The sequence below is a fragment of the Mycolicibacterium mageritense genome, assembly GCF_010727475.1.
GTDB lineage: Bacteria > Actinomycetota > Actinomycetes > Mycobacteriales > Mycobacteriaceae > Mycobacterium > Mycobacterium mageritense.
Window position 1 is genome coordinate 5,047,131 of record NZ_AP022567.1, and the last position, 13,647, is coordinate 5,060,777.

At 64.2% G+C, this 13,647-nt stretch carries 12 protein-coding genes; 6 read left to right on the forward strand and 6 right to left on the reverse strand.

Annotated features, from left to right (window positions below; all coding sequences use genetic code 11):
• The first annotated feature begins 25 nt into the window (after positions 1-25).
• Positions 26-2,770: a helix-turn-helix transcriptional regulator gene (locus tag G6N67_RS24360; RefSeq protein WP_036428228.1), complete on the forward strand. Its 2,745-nt coding sequence runs from the start codon at positions 26-28 to the stop codon at positions 2,768-2,770.
• 52 nt (positions 2,771-2,822) lie between these two features.
• On the opposite strand, the gene G6N67_RS24365 is transcribed toward G6N67_RS24360, so the two are convergent.
• Entirely contained in the window at positions 2,823-3,716 is an 894-nt protein-coding gene (locus G6N67_RS24365) for a haloalkane dehalogenase (RefSeq protein ID WP_036428226.1), read from the reverse strand.
• A 356-nt stretch (positions 3,717-4,072) separates the two neighbouring features.
• Between G6N67_RS24365 and G6N67_RS24370 the strand changes: the two genes are divergently transcribed.
• The gene (locus tag G6N67_RS24370) at positions 4,073-5,158 is read left to right on the forward strand and encodes a GlxA family transcriptional regulator (protein WP_081812383.1); all 1,086 of its coding nucleotides are present in this window, start codon (positions 4,073-4,075) and stop codon (positions 5,156-5,158) included.
• 2 nt (positions 5,159-5,160) lie between these two features.
• Here the strand turns inward: G6N67_RS24370 and G6N67_RS24375 are convergent, their stop codons facing one another.
• Both G6N67_RS24375 and G6N67_RS24380 read right to left on the reverse strand, forming a co-directional pair.
• Positions 5,161-5,472, reverse strand: a complete 312-nt coding sequence (locus G6N67_RS24375; protein WP_036428224.1) for a hypothetical protein — start codon at positions 5,470-5,472, stop codon at positions 5,161-5,163.
• A 2-nt stretch (positions 5,473-5,474) separates the two neighbouring features.
• Positions 5,475-6,128, reverse strand: coding sequence for a DJ-1/PfpI family protein (locus G6N67_RS24380; protein ID WP_036428223.1), 654 nt, complete (start codon positions 6,126-6,128; stop codon positions 5,475-5,477).
• A gap of 311 nt (positions 6,129-6,439) precedes the next feature.
• Between G6N67_RS24380 and G6N67_RS24385 the strand changes: the two genes are divergently transcribed.
• A complete protein-coding gene (locus G6N67_RS24385) occupies positions 6,440-6,994 on the forward strand; it encodes an HD domain-containing protein (protein WP_308289798.1) in 555 nt (184 codons plus the stop codon).
• Positions 6,995-7,024: 30 nt separating this feature from the next.
• On the opposite strand, the gene G6N67_RS24390 is transcribed toward G6N67_RS24385, so the two are convergent.
• A complete protein-coding gene (locus G6N67_RS24390) occupies positions 7,025-7,903 on the reverse strand; it encodes an alpha/beta fold hydrolase (RefSeq protein ID WP_051578411.1) in 879 nt (292 codons plus the stop codon).
• 55 nt (positions 7,904-7,958) lie between these two features.
• Positions 7,959-8,525 carry a TIGR03086 family metal-binding protein gene (locus G6N67_RS24395; RefSeq protein ID WP_036428222.1) on the reverse strand — a complete coding sequence of 189 codons (567 nt, stop codon included), beginning with the start codon at positions 8,523-8,525 and terminating at the stop codon, positions 7,959-7,961.
• A 176-nt stretch (positions 8,526-8,701) separates the two neighbouring features.
• Between G6N67_RS24395 and G6N67_RS24400 the strand changes: the two genes are divergently transcribed.
• Genes G6N67_RS24400 through G6N67_RS24410 form a run of 3 tightly spaced genes read left to right on the forward strand, consistent with a single transcriptional unit; the run spans position 8,702 to position 12,163 of the window.
• Entirely contained in the window at positions 8,702-9,727 is a 1,026-nt protein-coding gene (locus G6N67_RS24400; RefSeq protein WP_036428221.1) for a zinc-binding dehydrogenase, read from the forward strand.
• Positions 9,728-9,760: 33 nt separating this feature from the next.
• Positions 9,761-10,789, forward strand: coding sequence for an alcohol dehydrogenase (locus G6N67_RS24405; RefSeq protein WP_036434140.1), 1,029 nt, complete (start codon positions 9,761-9,763; stop codon positions 10,787-10,789).
• Between the two features lie 33 nt (positions 10,790-10,822).
• The gene (locus G6N67_RS24410; protein WP_235684058.1) at positions 10,823-12,163 is read left to right on the forward strand and encodes an MFS transporter; all 1,341 of its coding nucleotides are present in this window, start codon (positions 10,823-10,825) and stop codon (positions 12,161-12,163) included.
• A 16-nt stretch (positions 12,164-12,179) separates the two neighbouring features.
• Here the strand turns inward: G6N67_RS24410 and G6N67_RS24415 are convergent, their stop codons facing one another.
• Positions 12,180-13,589 carry an FAD-dependent oxidoreductase gene (locus G6N67_RS24415; RefSeq protein ID WP_230021402.1) on the reverse strand — a complete coding sequence of 470 codons (1,410 nt, stop codon included), beginning with the start codon at positions 13,587-13,589 and terminating at the stop codon, positions 12,180-12,182.
• Positions 13,590-13,647 lie beyond the last annotated feature (58 nt).

The following is a 13,647-nucleotide window of genomic DNA, read 5'->3' on the forward strand; positions in this document are numbered from 1 at the left end:
TCATGACCCGCGGCACGGACCTGCGATGTCGTTGATCGGCCGCACTGACGAGTTCAGTTCACTGACTTCCGCGGCGTCGCATGTCACGCAGGCGGGCCGCGCGCTCGTCATCGAAGGCGAACCCGGCATCGGGAAGACAACTATGTTGGCCACCGTTGCGCAATGGGCAGGCGACAACGGATTCACCGTGCTGTCGTGCGCCGGCGTCCAGTGCCAGACCAAGGTGGGTTATGCCGGTGTCCACGAATTGGTCCACCCGCTTTTGGGTTACGCCGAGGCTCTGCCGACTCATCAGAGAAGAGCGCTGCTGGCCGCATTCGGAATGGAGGAACACGAGCAGCCCAACCCCTTGTTGATCGGGGTGGCAATGCTGGGCTTGATCGAGGAGGCGGCGGCTCACAAACCCCTGATGCTGATCGTCGATGACGCTCAATGGCTTGATGGCTCAAGCTTGCATGTGCTGACGTTCGTCGGACGTCGGTTAGCGAATTCGCCCGTGATGCTGTTGTGTGCGACGCGACCAGGCCTGGACGGCGAGCCGGCGCGGCTCGTCTCACTGTCGCGAGTTCCGCTCGGACCTGTCGACGAGGTGACCTCGCGGGCAATACTGGCCGAGGCGGTGACAGGGATGGGCGAGCGCGCACCCAACGACCTCATTCAACGCCGAATACTTACCGAAGCCGCCGGAAATCCGTTGGCCATTGCGGAGTTGGCCAAGGCAGTGGTGAACAGTGGCGAACAGAGTGCGTTCGCGGCGTCGGCGCCGTTACCGACCACGCGGCGCATCGAACGGGTCTTCCTCGAACAACTGGATTCGCTTCCAGACCCCAGTCGGGCGATGCTCGCCTTGATATCGGCCGGGGATGAAGCGTCGCTTGTGGAGCTGATTGATGCCGCCCACCGCGTGGGTCTGTCGGAGAACGCCTTGGATCCGTTGGAGCGCGGCGGGCTGATCACGGTCGACGACGGCCAGATTCGGGTTCGCCATCCACTGATTAGATCCGTCGCCTATCGCGCAGTCGGGCTGGCGCAACGTTCCGCCTTCCATCGCGCACTCGCCGACGCCTCGACCGATCCGATGCGTGCCGCATGGCAGCGTTCGGCTGCGGCGTATGGACCCGACGAGACGATTGCTGCCGAGTTGGAACTCGCCGCCGACAGCGCGCTGCGTCGCGGTGCGAATGACGAAGCGGCAGCGGCATTGCGTCGCGCCGCGGCGTTGTCGCCCTCGTCGGACAGTCGCGTTCGTCGGCTGGTGGGCGCGATCATGCCGGCGTACCGTGCGGGGCTGTCGGTTGAAGCCATCGATATCCTGGGCGATGCGGAACCGCTCGCCACCGACCCCATTGACTTGTTCGAGCTTGCGTTCGCGCGCTTCACCATGGGAGTCACCACGGGTGTTGCGGCCCCGAGGGTGTCGGATCTCGTGGCGCTGGCGGACAGACTCGGCGCCAGCGGCGAACGAGAGTATCAGACGCGCATGTTGGCAGCCGCGGCCGCGCAATGTCGCATGCACGGGCTGTGCGAGCGTGACAGGTATGTGGTGGCCGAAGCGCTGCACTCACTCGAGCATCGAGGAGACCCCTCGATCGAGATCGCTCTTGCCACTGTCGAGGACACCAAATACGCCCGTCATTTCCGTAGTGAGTCGGAGCGTCTGCGCGCTCAGGTGACCGGCGATGTCACGGCATTGATGTCGATGGGCCTTGCCGCGGAATCGGTGTCGGACTTGGACATCGCGCAAGCCTGTTGGAGCGAGGCAATCGGAGTCGCCCATGCCGAGGGCGCGCCTACCCTCGAGTGCGAAGCACTCCGCGGTTCCGCTCGGGCGCAGATCGTCGCGGGACACCTGCAGGAGGCGACGGTCAGTGCGCAAGGCGCCTTGCGCATCGCGACCGACGCCAATCTATCCATCAGTACCGGTGCCGCAGCGGCCCTGCTGGCACGAGCTCATGTCTGGCGCGGGGAGGTCAGGGCCGCGGAGCAAACGCTGGCGACGGCGCGACAACACCTGCCGACCGACACCCCGCTGCTGTGGTTGGACGAGCTTGCCTGGGCCAGCGGCCTGTTGGCCCTGACGGTGCACGATTACCAGCAGGCATTCGTCGACCTGTCGAAGATGACCCGTGATCGCGGCGCCCGCCGTTGGGCGATCGCCGATCTGACGGAGGCCGCGGTCGGCAGCCGCCATGCCGGCATGATCGGCGAAGTCATCGACGAGATCGCCGCGGAAGCAACGACTCTGGGATCCGACCACGTTGCGATGCTGGTGCACCGCAGTCGCGGACTGCTGGCGAGCGATGATGCCGACGCCGAGCACCACTTCGGGTCTGCGCTGCAGTACGCGGATGCGGCCGAACAGAGTCCGCTTGAGTACGCCCGAACCCAGCTCTGCTATGGAGAGTGGCTGCGACGCCAGCGCCGCATCGTCGATGCTCGCGCTCAATTGTCGTCTGCACTGCGTGTATTCGAATCCCGTGGCGCGCAGCCGTACGCGCGGCGCGCCCGCGGCGAACTGCGCGCGGCCGGAGTGCAACTCCCTGGTGTGACCGTAGAGGATCGGGTCACCGAGTTGACTCCACAAGAGCTGCAGATCGCTCAGCTGGCCGCGGCGGGTCTGAGCAACCAGCAGATCGCGGACCGAATCTACGTATCCCACCGCACCGTGGGCGCGCATCTCTACAAGATCTTCCCGAAGCTCGGCATCACCAGCCGCAACCAGCTGCGGGATGTGCTCGACGACGGAAACTCACACGCGAGTGGTTCTTAGCCTTGATCTTTCGTGATGGGGTGGACGGTGGTGGCCTGAGTTTGGCGAGTGCTTATTCGCTCACCCGAATACTGCGAACGAATGATGCGATGGCCCTGCCGATCTCATCTGGGCTGTCTTCTTGGAGGAAGTGTGTTCCGGGGACGGTAATTTCAGTCTGATTGGGCCAGCTCCGCACGATGTCGAGAATTCGTTGCTTGCCTTGAATCACACCGGGGTCGGCGCGGATGAACAGCTTGGGCACCGTGCTCCCTGCAAGCCACGAACCGAACTCCTCAACGACAGCGACAACCTCCGCAGGCTCGCCGGCGAGCGGAACATCGCGCGGCCACGACAGTGTGGGACGCCGATCCTCACCCGCGTCGAGGAAGGGCTGACGATATTGATTCATTTCTTCGTCGCTGAGGGCGCGAATCACGATCGACGGTAACACGCTCTCGACGAAGACGTTGTTGTCCAGCACCATCGCCTCACCCTGAGGTGAGCGCAACTTGCGGAACATCTCCGCGACCTCGTCGGGAAAATCATCCCAATTCATCGGCACGGAAACGGTTTCCATGTGTGCGATGCCGGCGACCCGGTCCCGGTGCTGGTTGGCCCAGTCAAAACCCAGTGCTCCGCCCCAGTCGTGGAGCACCAGAGTGATGTTGTCGCCCAGATTCAGAGCGTCCCAGAGCCCGAACAGATAGTCACGATTTTCGAAGTAGTGGTAGCTGTCTGAACCCGGATTGTCCAGTTTGTCCGAGGCGCCCATCCCGATGAGATCACAGGCGACCAGTCGGCCCAGACCCTCCAAGTGTGGCATCACATTGCGCCAGAGGTACGACGAGCTTGGGTTGCCGTGCTGGAACACGATGGCGTCACCTTGACCTTCGTCGATGTATGCCATCTGCTTGCCATTGATCGCTCGGTACTGCAGCCGGCCGTACGGCTTAACGCCGGTCATACATGCTCCTTCATTGTCTTTCTGCGGGTCGACGATCGCTGCCTGCCAATTGGATTGTTCTGCAACGGCGGTCATGAGCCGCACTCGACAAGTTGCGAGTTCCGTGTGCGGATGCTTGCGAATGGATTTGAGTTTGTCGGCATTGAGATCCTCTCTGCACGAGCACAACCCAAACACTAATGTTCGTCCATGCTGGGAGAACATCGGGCCGAGGGCCAATGATCGCCGAGATATTGCCGCCGACATCGATAAGAGTGCGGGGCGTGAGGTCGGGCCAGGCGGAACATGATGTAGCCAACCTGGCAATATCACGGCGGTAGCAGTGCAATTTGCCAAAAGTGCGCTATCGTGTCCCCATGCGCAGAGTTGCGGTCTTGGCCGTACCGGACGTCGTCGCCTTCGACATGAGCATTCCCGTCGAAGTGTTCGGACGGGTTCGACTGGCCAACGGCTCCAACGGATATCGAGTCCAAGTGTGCGGCATCGAGCCCCTTGTGTCGGCGGGGCCGTTGCGTATCGCTACCGACCACGGTCTTGAGTCGCTGGCGGCCGCGGACACCATTATCGTGCCCGGCCGTGAAACGTTCCTCACAGACATTCCCGCCGAGGTCGTCACTGCTCTACGCGCCGCCTACGCGGCCGGGGCGACGATTGCGTCGATCTGCACAGGCGCGTTCATGCTTGCTGCCACAGGCCTGCTGGACGGGAAACACGCCACCACGCACTGGGCCGCGGCCGACATATTCCGCGTCACCTTTCCGGCCGTCGATCTCAATTCCGACGCCCTCTACGTCGATGAAGGGCGGATCTTGACTTCCGCGGGCGCGTCGGCAGGTTTGGACCTCTGCTTGTACATGGTGCAACGCGATTACGGAGCGGCTGCTGCCGCCAACGCTGCCAAACTTGCCGTGGCACCGCTTCATCGCAGCGGCGGTCAGGCACAGTTCATCATCCGGAACCAGTTGCCGGCCGAAGTTATCGGTGAGAGAACCCAACTGGATGATGTGCTGGCCTGGATCGAGCAGAACGCCCACCGTGAGTTGACCTTGTCCGGTATCGCCGATTACGCCGCGATGAGCGTTCGCACACTCAATCGCCGGTTCCAGGCCGAGACCGGCCAGACGCCCATGCAGTGGGTCACTGGGGTGCGCATCCGTCACGCCCAGGAACTACTCGAGCGCACGTCACGTGGCGTTGAGCGGATCGGCCGCGATGTGGGCTTCACTTCGGCGGCCAACTTTCGCGAGCAGTTCCGCAGGCTGAGCGGGGTTGCACCGCAGACCTACCGTAATACGTTCGCAGAGCGCGCATTCGTCAACGAAGCCGATCTCGAGGATCCGCCGCGGATAACCGATTCGGCAGACTTTGGCAATGGTCTAATTGGCCAACGTTGGCCGACCGCGCACAGGAGTGCGCGAGCTTCGGCCGGTTCGAGGGGGTGACGCTAACGGCGGCGTGTGCCGGTGACTGTAGAGCGTGGCAGTCGTCCGGCCCGAGAGTGCCCGCCAAGCTGGTCACCTTCGACCAGGACGTCAAACTCCAAATTCAACTTCATCGGCTTGGTGACAGTCTGGCGCCAGCGCACCCGCTGGCCTTCCGCGCCCTCGATGGCGACAATGTCCGTGCACGGCACCGTCTCATTCGGACCGGCCGCTTCGCCGCCGAGCACGCCGTCGTTGACATAGAACCGGTAGACGATCTGCAATGAACCAACGGGAGTCTTGATGCTGACATCCCACTCACCCAGGACGCTCACTCTCACACCGCCTGAGGCGCTCGGCCGGCGTTGACCCACACTGTGCCGCGGCTCTCGAAAGCGAACATCGCTTCTACGGCCAGGGCGATTCGAGGACCATAGCTGCGCCGCAGAAGATACAGCGCCAGATCCAGACCCGACGTCACCCCGCCTGCCGAGATCAGGTCTCCGTCATCGACCACACGCGCGGCAATCGGGATAGCCCCGGCCGCTTCGAGCGCATCGACTCCGAGGTGGTGGGTGTTGGCGTGCCGACCCTCGATCAAGCCGGCCATCGCCAACGCCAGTGAGCCGCCGCAGACCGTTGCCACCACAATATCGGGGTTCGCCAACGCCTGCCGCATCAACGGAACGGCGGCAGTGTCACCGAATCTCGCCAACAACACAGGGATCGTGGCCACTTCATCGGGGTCACCCTCGATTGGTCCGACCGCGCCGGGGACCACGACGTAGCCTGGTTTGGAGGGATCGAGTCGGCTGGTGGCGTTCAGCGACAGCCCGAGGGTTCCACTGACAACGTCACGGGGCCCTTCAGCAGAAACCAATTCCACGATCAATTCACCACCGAGAAGCTCGCCGCCGAATGCCAACACCTCGAAGGGCGCGACCACATCGAGAGGATCGAAGCCGTCAAACAAGACAATCTGAGCATGCATGCGACGATCATTGATCAACTTCGATGTTCGGCACAGAGGCCGCATGGCCACCCTGCGCCAGGATATCGCCAGCAGCATGGCTATGGTCGATTCGCAACTGACAACTGTCCAGATCGCGTCGATGGACGACCATCTAGCCGGTGGTGTTCAAGCGGGTTTCCGGACACAGTGACGGCATGGCCAACCAGAATCGCAACGATATGACCCGTCCGGTACCCAGCCCCCGATGGGGCCTTCCGGACTCCGATATGTGCTCTGCAGCTTACGCATTAGTCGAAAGTTCCTCACCGGACTTCCTTCACAATCACTGCGTGCGGAGCTATCTGTTCGGTCGTGAACTCGCGACCATCCATGGACTGCGTGCCGGGGTCGACTACGACGAAGAAGTCGTCTTCCTCGCCGCTCTCATGCACGACCTCGGCCTCACCGCATACGGAAGCGGCGACCAACGGTTTGAGGTCGAAGGAGCAGACGCGGCCGCGCGCTTCCTCCGCGAGCTCGGGCTCGCCGAAGCCCGGGTGAGAACCGTTTGGCAAACCATCGCGCTGCACACGAGCGTGGGCTTGGGACATCGGTTCGGAACCGAACATGCGGTCTGCCATGGCGGACTCGATCTGGACGTCGTCGGTGCGCACAAAGATCTGCTCCCTGCCGGATTCGTCGACCGGGTCCATGCTGACTGGCCGCGCCACAATCTGGGCTACGCGATCGCCGAGGCGATAGGCCTCGGCACGCAGGGCAATCCGGCCAAAGCGCCCCCTTTCTCCTTCCCCGCCCATGTTCATGAATTGGTCAATGGCGCGCCTGCAGTCAAGTTCACCGATGTGGTGGCCGGCTCAGGCTGGGGTGATTCACCCTTGGCGTAAGCGAGGAATATCGCGCCCGGCTCGTTGCCCTCAGCGGCCGAGGAACTGCCGGACGTGCTCGCCGAACTCGACGGGGTACTGGTCGAGGAAACCGTGCCCCGAGTCGGCGTAGATGCGCAGGTGGGCACCTCTGATGTGTTCGGCCAGCAGGTAAGAGTTCTTGGTGTACATCATGGTGTCGTTGTCGCCGTTGGCCACCAGGGTCGGCTGAGTGATCGCCGAAAGTCGTTCCAGCTTCGAGGATTCCGGTATTCCCCAGGTCATCAACGCCTGGAATTGGGCGTCCCGGCAGGCCAGCGAGGACTCCGCGTCGCGGTCTTGCTGGCGGGCGTGGGTGCGCGTCAGGTATTCCCACGCGCGACGTGTGCCCGCGTCGGTGCCGGAGAAGAACAGTGAGATGAAATCCTCCGGCGAGGTGACGTCACCCGTGGCCCAGCGGTAGACGTCATCGCTCCAGCGATGCAGGTCCGGCGCACCCTGGGGAGCAGTGCCCGCGAGTACGAGTCGACGGGGGAGGCGGGGTCTGACCAGAGCGATCTCCTGCGCGATGTGGCCACCGAGAGAGAATCCGAGGAGGTCGACTGCGGTGAGCGCAAGTGCGTCGATGAACCCTAGCGCGTTGCGAGCCATGTCGGTGACGTTGTCCGGCGTGCGACCGCCGGAGCCGCCGACGCCGGCGAGATCCACGGTGATGACCTCGCGGTCGGCGGCCAGGGTGTCGAGCAGCATCGGATCCCAGTAGTCGAGATTGCCGCGGAAGTGCTGCAACAGGATCAGCGGCGGCACCGAGGTCGACGCCGGCCCGAATCGGCGGTACAGCAATGAACTGCCGGCGACGTCGATTGCGAGATTGGCAGCGAATGCCGCTGACGTGGTGTCGATTTCGGGAGTGGCGGTGATATCAGTCATGAACAAGCCTTTCGAAGGGGCCGTAACGCCGTGAGCGTTTCATCGCGAAGCATCGTCAGGAATCGGTCGGGTGACTGTGGCTGGTATGCGGGTACCGCCCCGTGTGCGCGACGAGCCTGTCCAGGGCAGCTGCATCGGTCGTGACGGGCACTGGTTCGTCGAATCCTGCGGTGCGGCGACTGTCGGGGGTGATGATGTGGCGCGCCAGGTCGAGGACGAAGTCGGCATGTGCCGCCGCGATGGGAAGGGGCCGTGTCAAGGCCTGAGCGAAGTCCCAACCGTGCACGACGAGTTCGAGCGACAACACACCCAAGGCCAGGCGGGCGGGCATGACCCGCCCCGCGAAGACTGCTTCGCCATCGGTGCCGCGGCGCCGCCACGCGTCGATCACCGTGTTGGTCGCGGCCGTCACCCGTGCTTCGATCGATTGATCGTCGGACGTGGTGTCCTCAGCGCCAGCGGCATCACCCACCAAGGTGATGGTTCCGACGAGGTGATCCGCCAAGGCGGAGAGGTGGAATCCCGGGCACGGCGTCGGCCGGTACAGGTCGTCACCGGTGATGCCGCGCAGCACCGGGCGGAGGGCGCGCAAAGCCGCTTCGGCGCTGTGTAGTTCATTCATGCCTGGATTCTCGCGTGGCCACCGCTGACGCGGCATAGGTCACGTGACTGAGATGAGCGAAGCCGCATGGTCCTCAACCTGCGACGATCGCTCTTGGCTCCGGCGACACCCCACTGCGCCGAATGACGGTCAGGCTGCCAATACCGCGCCATGCACGGATCTGGTGTCGTGATGGCATGAAGTCGTATCGGGCATATCAGGTCACCGGCCGACGGAACTTCGCCATGGTGGAGCGCGAGTTGCGTGACCCGCCCGAAGGGCAGTTGCGCCTCCGTACGTTGGCATGCGGCGTCTGCCACAGCGACGTGCTGGCAGTCGAGGGACAGCGTGCAGATCCAACGCAGCCGATCGTGCCGGGACACGAGGTAATCGGCATCATCGACGCGGTCGCGCAGGGGGTCGACGACCGTTGGCGCATCGGTGATCGTGTCGGTCTGGGGTTCCTCGGCGGCCCGTGCGGACAGTGCGATTATTGCCGCTACGGCGATTTCGTGAACTGCACCGATCAACCACAGCCCGGTACCACGGTCGACGGTGGATACGCCGAGACGGTGTACGCCCGGCCGAGTGGGTTGGTGCGCATCCCCGAGGGATTTGATGCGTTGACCGCCGCTCCACTGTTGTGTGCCGGGGTGACCGTGTTCAATGCGTTGCGTGCCGGGCAGGCGCCGCCGAACAGCCTGGTGGCCGTCCAGGGCATCGGTGGTCTGGGCCATCTCGGGATTCAATACGCCAAGAGGATGGGTTACCGCGTCGTCGCGGTGGCACGGGGTAAGGAGAAATCCTCGCTGGCAAGGGATCTGGGAGCCGATCACATCGTGGACAGTTCGGTCGAAGACACGGCCGAGGCGCTGACTGCACTGGGTGGAGCCACCGCCATCGTCGCAACTGCAGCCAGCGGCCCGTCGATGGCCGCTCTGATTCCCGGTTTGCGGCCACGCGGCCGCTTGGTCGTCGTAGGCGCCTCACCCGAGGCGATACCAGTTCAGACGTCAGACCTCATCTTCGGCGGGCGCAGCATCTCAGGGAGCCTGACCGGGTCAGCGATCGACAACGAGGACAATCTCGCGTTCGCGCTCACTCATCAGATCGCTCCGATGATCGAGCCGCTCCCGTTCGCCGAGGCACCACGGGCGTACGAACGCATGATGTCGGGCCGTGCGCGCTTCCGCGTCGTTCTCGACTTCACGAAGACCAGCTGAATTGTGCGAAACGAACTGAAAGGTACTGAAATGATGTCTGCCACTTATCGTTCCGTCGAGGTCGTCGAGCCCGGCAGTCCCATCCGTCTGGTCGACCGGCCCGTGTTGGAGCCGGGCGCCGGTGAAGTCCGGGTGCGGGTGGAGGCCTGCGGGGTGTGCCACTCGGACTCGCAGATCGCCGCAGGACATCTGCCTGGCACGGTGTTCCCGGTGACCCCCGGGCATGAGGTCGCGGGTCACATCGACGCAATCGGTTCCGGCGTCGTCGACTGGCAGGTCGGCGATCGGGTCGCCATCGGATGGTTCGGCTTCTACTGCGGAACCTGCCATCGCTGCCGGCGCGGCGACTTCGTGCACTGCCAGCGGTCCAAGATCACCGGCGCAGCGTTTCCCGGCGGGTATGCCGAGATGCTCATCGTGCACCAGTCGGGTCTGGCACGGATTCCCGACGCCCTCACGGCGACGGAGGCCGCGCCGCTGGCATGCGCCGGCGTGACGATGTTCAATTCGCTACGTCACACGGGTGCGCACCCCGGCGAGGTGGTGGCCATCCTCGGAATCGGAGGTCTAGGCCATCTCGGAGTGCAGTTCGCCGCACGGATGGGGTTCGAGACTGTCGCGATCGCGCGTGGCAGCGAAAAGTCCAAGATGGCGCGTGAACTGGGCGCGCACCACTACATCGATGCCACGGTCGCCGACGTGGCGGCCGAACTGCGCAAGCTTGGAGGGGCGCGGGTCGTCGCGGCTACCGCCACCAATCGTGCCGCGATCAACGCGACCGTGGATGGACTGGCCCCACACGGCGAACTGCTGACGTTGGCCGTTCTCGACGAATCGCTCGACGTCACGCCATTGCAACTGATCAACAGCTCCGGCACGGTGCACGGGCATCCCGCCGGTGCGGCGGCCGACACCGAAGACACCCTCGAATTCGCAGCACTGCACGGCATCCGGCCCTGGGTCGAGCCGATGCCACTGAGCGACGCCGCCGCCGGATACGACCGGATGATGCGCAACCAGGCACGTTTTCGCGTCGTGCTCACGATGCCAGGTCCAGGCTAGGCGGCAAGGGAGGTGGACAACCGAACTCGCTGGGTGGTAGCCGCTTTGGGCGTCGGCACCCTGTTGAGCCCACTGAACTCCTCGATGATCGCTGTCGCTTTGGTGCCGTTGCGAAATGACTTCGGTCTCGGTGCGGCAGAGGTGACGTGGGTGGTGACCGCGTTCTATCTGGCCTCGGCGGCGGGCCAACCTCTGATGGGACGCATTGGCGACAGATCCGGTCCACGTCGGCTGTTCGTCACCGGCATGGCGGCTGCCGCCGTGGTGTGTGGGGCCACCGCGTACGCACCGACATTCGGGCTGGTGTGTGCCGGACGCGCGGCTCTGGCCCTTGCCACCGCCACCGCCTTCCCGAGTGCCGTCTCGATGATCCGCTCGGTCTCAGAGACATCCGGCGTGTCATCGTCACATCTGTTGGGCCGCCTACAGATCGCCAACACAGCCGGCGCTGCCATCGGCCCAGCCGTTGGCGGCGTACTGGAGACACTCTACGGTTGGCAGGCCATCATCGTCGTCAGTAGCCCCTTGGCGCTCCTCTCTGCGCTCGGGGTAGCTGCGTGGGCACCGAAGGACGGCGCCCACGCTGGCGGCGGTCTGATCGAAACACTCCGTGTGTCCGATGTGCCCGGGGTGACGTTGTTCGGCGCTGCACTGGTAGCCGGACTGGTGTTCATCCTCGAACTGCCGACCGACCCGCAGTGGTGGCTGCTGCCCGTCGCGGTCGTGTTGACCGGAGCCTTCGTATGGCGCGAGACCAGAACCACCACACCGTTTTTCGATCTTCGATCGATCGCCGCAAACCGGTCGCTGATCGTCGTGTATTCGAGCTTCACCATCTTCAACCTGGTGTTCTACCTCGCGTTCTTCGGGATTCCCCAAACATTGCAGGAGCGAGGTAAGTACTCGTCGGGGATCACCGGTCTACTGATGCTGCCGCTGGCAGCGGTTACCGTAGTGTTCACGGCAGTCGTCGCGCACGAGATCGACCGCAGGGGCCTGACTCGGATACTGCGGACTGGTGCCATCGCCCTGGTCGGCGGGTGCACGCTCCTGCTGGTAGGCGCCGGGTCGCTCCACCCAGCCGCGGTCCTGCTGATGACGGCCGGTCTGGGAATCCCCTACTGCATCGTTAATCTAGCTCTGATGCAGGCACTTTACGCGTCGGCAGTACCAGGCGAGGCCGGCGTGGCGTCGGGAACATTTCAAGCGGCACGCTATCTCGGCGCGATCCTGGCTACCTCGGCACTCGGGGTCGTGCTGGCCAGTGGGGACACTGCAGTCAACTGGTCGATCACCGCAACGATCGCCATCGCGATGGGCGCAGTCCATGCGGGCATTGTGTGGCGCTGGCGACCTCCGACTGCGACGTCCTGAGCGGATCAGAAGGACTTCAATTGAGCATCCCCAGGAGTTGGTTGAAGCATTCCGACATCGAGGGGTGGGTGTAGATCTCGTCGCGTAGCGCGTTCGCCGTGATTCCGTACCGCATCGCCAACGCGACGAGGTTGATGATCTCGTGGGCGTCATGGCATAGCAGCGCCGTGCCGAGGATCCGGTCGGTGGCGGCATCGACGACTACCTTCATCATTCCGGCGGTCTGGCCGACTATCCGCGCGCGTGCCACGGTTGCCAGATTGACCACTGGACTCGCCGCCACGCGAATGTCGTAACCCGCTGTGCGCGCTTGAGTTTCGGTCAGCCCGACCCGCGCCAGCGGCGGCGTGAGGAACAGGCAGTTGGGCACCGCGTCGCGGTGCGAGGCTCGACGGGGCGCTTGGGCGTCCGTGAGCTGATCGAGGACGATGCGATAGTCGTCGAGTGAGACGTAGGTGAACTGCGGTCCGCCGTTCACATCGCCGACGGCGAAGATGTGCGGTTGGCTCGTGCGGCGATAGTCGTCCACGACGACGGCGCCCGTGTCCGTGACCTCGATGCCGGCCAGATCGAGACCCAGATCGGCGGTGTTGGGCGCGCGCCCGAGCGCGATGAGCACGGCATCGGCGTCGATGGTGGCCGAACGACCCTCAGTCAGATATTCCACCCGTGCCGCCGGCGGGCTGTCGGGCCGCATGATGGTCTGCACCGCAACGACAGTCGCGCCGGTGACGATGGCGACCCCCCGCTCAAGCAACAGCGCTCGCGCAGCGTTGGCCACGTCGGCGTCCTCGTTCGCCAACACGGTTGGCCGCTGTTCAACGACCGTGACGGCGCTTCCGAAACCGGCGTACATCGATGCGAACTCCAGACCGATGTAACCGCCGCCGAGTACGACGAGTTGGTCCGGGCGTGACGCCAGCCGGAGGAGCTCCGCACTGGTGACCGTCACCGGATTCTCCCTGAGCCCTGGTAGATCTGGAATGTTCGGCGTCGACCCGGTACCGATGACGATGTAACTGGCGGTGACCACGACGGTGCCGGATGCGGTGTGGATTTCCACGGTCTCGGGATCGAGGAAACGGGCCTTACCTGTCAACACCGTCACCGAGGGGATGGACGCAAGGGAGGCGAGGTTGACGGCGCGCAGACCAGCGGTCAACCGCTCGGTCGAGGCCACGGCGCCGGCGTAGGCCGACGCGCCAGAGGCCGCGGCTACCTGCTGCTCGCTCCAGTGAACCATCGACTTCGTGGGAACGCACCCGGTGTTGATGCACGTACCGCCATACATCGCGGCTGATTCCTCGACCAGGACGACTCGCTGTCCGCGCCGACCCATCTCGGCGGCCAGGGTCTTGCCACCCTTACCGAAGCCAATGACCAGTAGGTCGACGGCCATGTGTTCTTGCGCTGAACTCGGTTTCATGGCGGCAACATTGCCCGGCCGGCGCGGCGGCCGGTATCCGTCGTGCGACCTATTCCGT

Coding starts and splice junctions, on each gene's coding strand:
- G6N67_RS24395 (WP_036428222.1), bottom strand. CDS start 8,525: ATGAATGAACTACACAGCGCCGAAGCGGCTTTGCGCGCCCTCCGCCCG.
- G6N67_RS24415 (WP_230021402.1), bottom strand. CDS start 13,589: ATGAAACCGAGTTCAGCGCAAGAACACATGGCCGTCGACCTACTGGTC.
- G6N67_RS24400 (WP_036428221.1), top strand. CDS start 8,702: ATGAAGTCGTATCGGGCATATCAGGTCACCGGCCGACGGAACTTCGCC.
- G6N67_RS24360 (WP_036428228.1), top strand. CDS start 26: ATGTCGTTGATCGGCCGCACTGACGAGTTCAGTTCACTGACTTCCGCG.
- G6N67_RS24380 (WP_036428223.1), bottom strand. CDS start 6,128: ATGCATGCTCAGATTGTCTTGTTTGACGGCTTCGATCCTCTCGATGTG.
- G6N67_RS24365 (WP_036428226.1), bottom strand. CDS start 3,716: ATGACCGGCGTTAAGCCGTACGGCCGGCTGCAGTACCGAGCGATCAAT.
- G6N67_RS24405 (WP_036434140.1), top strand. CDS start 9,761: ATGTCTGCCACTTATCGTTCCGTCGAGGTCGTCGAGCCCGGCAGTCCC.
- G6N67_RS24390 (WP_051578411.1), bottom strand. CDS start 7,903: ATGACTGATATCACCGCCACTCCCGAAATCGACACCACGTCAGCGGCA.
- G6N67_RS24370 (WP_081812383.1), top strand. CDS start 4,073: ATGCGCAGAGTTGCGGTCTTGGCCGTACCGGACGTCGTCGCCTTCGAC.